5 protein-coding genes are annotated in these 5,431 nt (G+C 33.9%); 4 read left to right on the top strand and 1 reads right to left on the bottom strand.

Going from position 1 to position 5,431, the window contains the following annotated elements:
• Window positions 1-166 precede the first annotated feature (166 nt).
• Complete coding sequence (locus ACEN4N_RS10930) at window positions 167-466, bottom strand: hypothetical protein (protein WP_407090263.1); 300 nt, start codon at window positions 464-466, stop codon at window positions 167-169.
• Between the two features lie 965 nt (window positions 467-1,431).
• On the opposite strand from ACEN4N_RS10930, the gene ACEN4N_RS10925 reads away from it, so the two are divergent.
• The 4 genes from ACEN4N_RS10925 (at window position 1,432) to ACEN4N_RS10910 (ending at window position 4,951) form a co-directional block, all read left to right on the top strand.
• Window positions 1,432-2,412: a tRNA dihydrouridine synthase gene (locus ACEN4N_RS10925; protein ID WP_407090264.1), complete on the top strand. Its 981-nt coding sequence runs from the start codon at window positions 1,432-1,434 to the stop codon at window positions 2,410-2,412.
• 67 nt (window positions 2,413-2,479) lie between these two features.
• The gene (locus ACEN4N_RS10920) at window positions 2,480-3,508 is read left to right on the top strand and encodes a YeiH family protein (RefSeq protein WP_407090265.1); all 1,029 of its coding nucleotides are present in this window, start codon (window positions 2,480-2,482) and stop codon (window positions 3,506-3,508) included.
• Window positions 3,509-3,587: 79 nt separating this feature from the next.
• A complete protein-coding gene (locus ACEN4N_RS10915; protein WP_407090266.1) occupies window positions 3,588-4,031 on the top strand; it encodes a hypothetical protein in 444 nt (147 codons plus the stop codon).
• 11 nt (window positions 4,032-4,042) lie between these two features.
• Complete coding sequence (locus ACEN4N_RS10910) at window positions 4,043-4,951, top strand: YitT family protein (RefSeq protein WP_407090267.1); 909 nt, start codon at window positions 4,043-4,045, stop codon at window positions 4,949-4,951.
• Window positions 4,952-5,431: the final 480 nt, after the last annotated feature.

Below are 5,431 nucleotides of genomic sequence, written 5' to 3'. Positions count from 1 at the left end.
CCAAGTGAATTCTCCTTTTAGTAATGTATGGTAACTTTATTATATAGGAATTCACTGGCTTTTGTGTACATACAAAAAAAGGTGTCAGTGAGATTTCTCTCACCAACACCAAAAATTCAAGAACCTTAAAAAGAAAAGAGCCCTCGAAGGCTCTTTTTAAATTGCTTTAATTTGAGTTAGAGTTTATTGATTCATCAGGCCTTCTTTCATTTACTAATGCATCATCTGTAATGATTGCTCCATATAATTGAAGGTACTGGCCATCCTCAACTTCAACAAAGGCATTATTTGTAATAGCTGACATCGAGGCAATCTCTGATTTATCTAAAGAATCATAGATTACATACATTGCAGTTTCTTCATCTTGGATGACTTCGTATTCTCCCGCAGGTATATCATAACCAACGAAATAAGTTCCAGGTCCGATAGTGTTGTCTTCAATGAATATAGGATCAACTTCATCCATAGCACGGCAACTGTTCCATCAAGTTTTAAATATTGATCGTCAACAACTACAAAGTAAAAATGAGTCGTAATAGCAGAAAAATCAATAATATCTTCTTGATTCGCATCTGACGAAATCACATACATGCCATATTCAGCATCGGATATAATCCGATATATTCCTGCATCTAATGTAGAGCCAACTTTATACATACCAGGTTCGAGAACTGTTTAATAAGTACTTTGATCATAAAATTCTTTATCTTGAGCTTTAATAGGAGCGACGAATGATAATGAAAGGGTGGCAGCAAATAATAATATTTTTTTCAAAAAAATCATCTCCTTACTTATTCTTTCAAAGATATTTCAAATAACTTTGAATAGATCTGTTGATCATATAGATTTGCACGTATTTTTTCGCCATATGACAAGATTGTCACACGTATAAACACAAATAGCAGTGAGTAAGAGCCAACAATATTAATAAAAACAGAGAAAAGAGTGAAGTTATCAGTGGTAGTGGTTTCGACTGGAAAATATCCAGTTGTATCATAACTATAAGTGGTAGAAATGTTATCGGCTAATATAAAGTCGCCTATAATGACTAAAATAAAAAAGACATTGTTAAGAATATTATAGGGTCTAATTTTTTCTTTGACGATTGAATCGAAATTGTCATCCATCCTATCAACTACCATTTTATATAATTAATCATTATTATTATATCAAATATATTTATAAAAAACTTAATTTAGTTCTGATTATCAAGCATTTAATCTAGACTTTTAGTACATCTTACGTTATGCTATGTTTTGCCAATTCATCAATCTTAATAATTTTCATGTATTTTAGTAAATGAACTAATCAAGCTATTTGAAATAAACTGGCTAAGAATGGCTTTGATGCTATTCTTAGCTTTTTTATTTGAATTTTATATTACTGACACAATGAAGAAAGAAATGACTTAAGAAAGGAATTGATAATAGTATGACTTCTAATTTTTGGCATGATTTACCTAAACCATTTTTTATCCTAGCACCTATGGAAGACGTGACGGATGTTGTTTTTCGCCATGTCGTTCAAAAAGCCGCAGAACCTGATGTATATTTTACGGAATTTACAAACTCTGAAAGTTACTGTCATCCTGATGGGATTGAAAGTGTTCGTGGCCGTTTAACTTTTACTGAAGATGAAGAGCCAATTGTTGCTCATATTTGGGGAGATCGTCCAGAGTACTTTGAACAAATGAGTATTGGTATGGCAGAAATGGGCTTTAGCGGCCTTGATATTAATATGGGTTGCCCAGCACCTAATGTGGTAAAACATGGGCGTGGTAGTGGCTTAATCAAGCGAGAAGACGTCGCTGCTGAGCTTATCCAAGCTGCAAAAGCAGGAGGTTTACCCGTAAGTGTTAAAACGCGTTTAGGTTATTTAAAAGTTGACGAGTGGAGAGGTTGGTTAACTCACTTGTTAAAACAAGATATTGTTAACTTATCGATTCACTTAAGAACTAAGAAAGAAATGAGTAAAGAAGACGCTCATTGGGAATTAATTCCTGACATTATGAAACTACGTGATGAAATTGCTCCAAACACATTGATTACGATTAATGGTGATATTCCAGATCGCCAAACAGGTTTGGAATTAGTAGAGAAATACGGTGTGGATGGTGTTATGATTGGACGTGGTGTCTTTAAAAATCCGTTTGCTTTTGAAGTAGAGAAAAAAGACCACAGTCCAAAAGAATTATTAGACTTATTAAGATTCCATCTAGACTTATTTGATCAATATAATGAAGATGGGCAACGTCATTTCAGACCTTTACGTCGCTACTTTAAGATTTATGTGCGCGAGTTTAAAGGAGCCAATGATTTGCGCATCCAATTAATGGAGACAAATACAACCGACGAAGCACGTCAGTCAATTGACCACTTCGAGAATAAATTTCTAACGTCGGATGTAATTTAATAAAGAGCTATAGAAATGCTATTAATTTCTATGGCTTCTTTTTATATATAGTAGATAGGAGATAATTATGCGTAAGAATTCAACAGTTATAAATGCTCTATATGGAATTGTAGTGACTTTGATATTAGCAGTTGTTTCAATAATGATTACCAATGTCTTGCCAAATGGGTATATTGGAGCCAGTGTAATGGCGATGTTAATCGGGATGGTTCTGCATCCGCTTGTAAAGAAGTTGTTACCATCCTTTACAGGAATAGATTTAGTTGCGAAACGATTGCTCAAAGTCTCCATCGTTCTAATGGGAGCGTCTTTAAGCTTGACTCAAGTTGTAGAGGTTGGGAAGTTCTCTCTAATAGTGATGGTATTTACTTTAGCTACCGCTTTTATATTTGGTAACTTGATAGGAAAGTGGTTTAATATGGACTGGAAATTATCTAACTTAATTTCCGTAGGAACAGGTGTGTGTGGTGGCAGTGCCATTGCTGCAGTTTCACCTATTATTAAAGCCAAAGATGAAGATATAGCTTATGCCTTATCAACGACATTTATTTTTGATATTTTAATGGTTATTTTATTCCCAATTGCGGGACAATTTTTCGGCATGACTGATTTAGGCTTTGGATTATGGGCAGGGACTGCAATTAACGATACTTCGTCGGTTGTTGCTGCAAGCTATGCCTTCTCAGAAGCGGCAGGAAATTATGCTGTGATTGTTAAATTAACTAGAACATTAGCCATCGTTCCAATTGTATTTATTTACTCGATTATTAATCAACGGATTGAACAAAAGGCCCGTCAAGATGATGAAAGTTCAGACGCAACATTTAAATTAACGAGAGTGATTCCTTGGTTTATTCTCTTCTTTTTAATTATGGTCATATTACGTTCTGTTGGCGTCATATCAGCTGAGTTTGGGTCCTCTTTATCATCGGTAAGTAAATTCTTTATGGTCATGAGTTTAGGAGCGATTGGTTTACGAACAAACTTTAAATCTGTCACTCAAAGTGGAATTTTACCTATGGTACATGGTTTTATTATTTCACTGTTAGTCGTAATTGTTTCTTTCGTAATTCAAGTGATATTAGGTCAAGTTTAAAAAGTGTAGGGTTTGTTCCTTAACTAATAAATGATATACTTAACTTGTTGTTGATTAATGAATTTATGGAGGGGAAATCATGTCTGTCATTCACACTAATTTTGAAAACAAACTTAATGAAATGAATATTCCGTTTAACAAGAAAGAAATCGAAAACGGACATATATTATATCGCTTTAATTTTCGTCTTACTACAGAACGTGCACTCGTTGTAGAGGTCATCATCCAAGCATCAAAAGATAAATACTCTGATGCTCAAATCATCTACCGTCATGTTCACTTACTAACGGATCGTAGTAAAGAAGCAGAGGCTTATGAATTACTTAACTCATTAAACGAGATGAAAACAGGTTACTATAGTCTTTACCTAGCTGGTGATGGAGAAGTTTTCCTTAAAACACTGTTAAGAACGGGTGAAGATGCTGAGCCATTATATCAAACATTGGTTATGGGTTCGGGAATTGCTAAAGGCTTACAAACAGATTTAGTAAATGTGCTAGGTGAATCAGGTAAAGCAATGTAAGGTGACCACAAATGATAAAAAAAGTTCTATCACAATATCCTGCGCTTAATATTTTAAGCCAATTTTTTATTATTTTATTTTCGGCTTTATGTTTTGCGGTATCACTGAATATGTTTCTAATTCCTGGGGACATTTATAGTGGGGGAGTTACTGGTATTTCTCAGTTGATTACCTATTCACTAAAGCAATTCACACCCTTTGGAAACATTATTCAGACAGGTACATTAAACTTCTTACTTAATATTCCATTATTGATATTAAGTTATATGAAGTTGGGACGTCGTTTTACCATTTTAACGGTAATCGTTGTAGCTATTATGACGGGTTTTACTTTAATCATTCCTGTCCAACAGGTATCTGCAAACCCGCTACTTAACGGAATCGTTGCTGGAGCTCTTAATGGGTTAGGCGGAGGATTAACGATCAAATTTGGTATGTCAGCAGGAGGAATTGATATTATTGCTCTTGTGATGAGCCGATTAGTACAAATAAACGTAGGGTCTTTATCACTACTTATTAATTCGGTTGTTATCGTTGGTGCAGGAATTTTATACTCTTGGGAATTTGCTTTATATACATTAATTTCAATGTATGTAACTTCTAGGGTAGTAAATTCAATTCATACAAACGAACAACGCTTAACTGCCTTTATCGTTACCGATAAAGAAGATGAAGTAGTCAAGTCAATTTATGGTCGTATCCATCGTGGAATTACGATTCTTGATGGACGTGGAGGCTACTCGAAAAAGACGCGCAATACGCTGATGATTGTTATTAACCGATATGAACTTTATGATTTAGAGATGGCAATAGGAGAAGCGGACATTCATGCCTTTGTTAATATTATTCAATCTACAAGAGTGAATGGAAACTATCTAAATCGAGACCAACAGAATAAACTAAATCAAATTAAAACGTAATAATTAAACACTAGTTATTAGAGATGACAGTCAATCCGCTTTAGGTTTTGATGCATACTTCATGACTAGTGTTTTTAAATTATAAATTTTTCATAAAATGAGAATAAAATGAATAATTAATGTTGACATTCTCATAATCATCCATTATTATGAAAATAACAAAAAAACTAAGAAGAGGGATTAATATGATATTGAGTATTATTAACAATCAAAATGATTTTCAAAATTCATTTAATAGCGTCGTCGTGGTCGTTTGATACGATCTATGACGGGGCCAATTGATTGTGCCTGCATAGATTTCTGAAATCTAATGCGGGTTATACTCAATATATACTTCTTAATAGGGGATTATTAACCTGAATAATTCATAGTTTTACTAATAGTCTTTCCTAACATTGATTTAATAGTCTTTAAAGTAATCTGCTTCATCACCCATTAGGTGATGAAAAAAGACCCCCTTTCTGATATGGTTAATTCACC

It is taken from the genome of Ruoffia sp. FAM 20857, from assembly GCF_045528645.1.
GTDB classification, from domain to species: domain Bacteria; phylum Bacillota; class Bacilli; order Lactobacillales; family Aerococcaceae; genus Ruoffia; species Ruoffia halotolerans.
The sequence above is the reverse complement of the archived record's forward strand: the minus strand, read 5'-3'. Positions and strand labels throughout refer to the sequence as shown.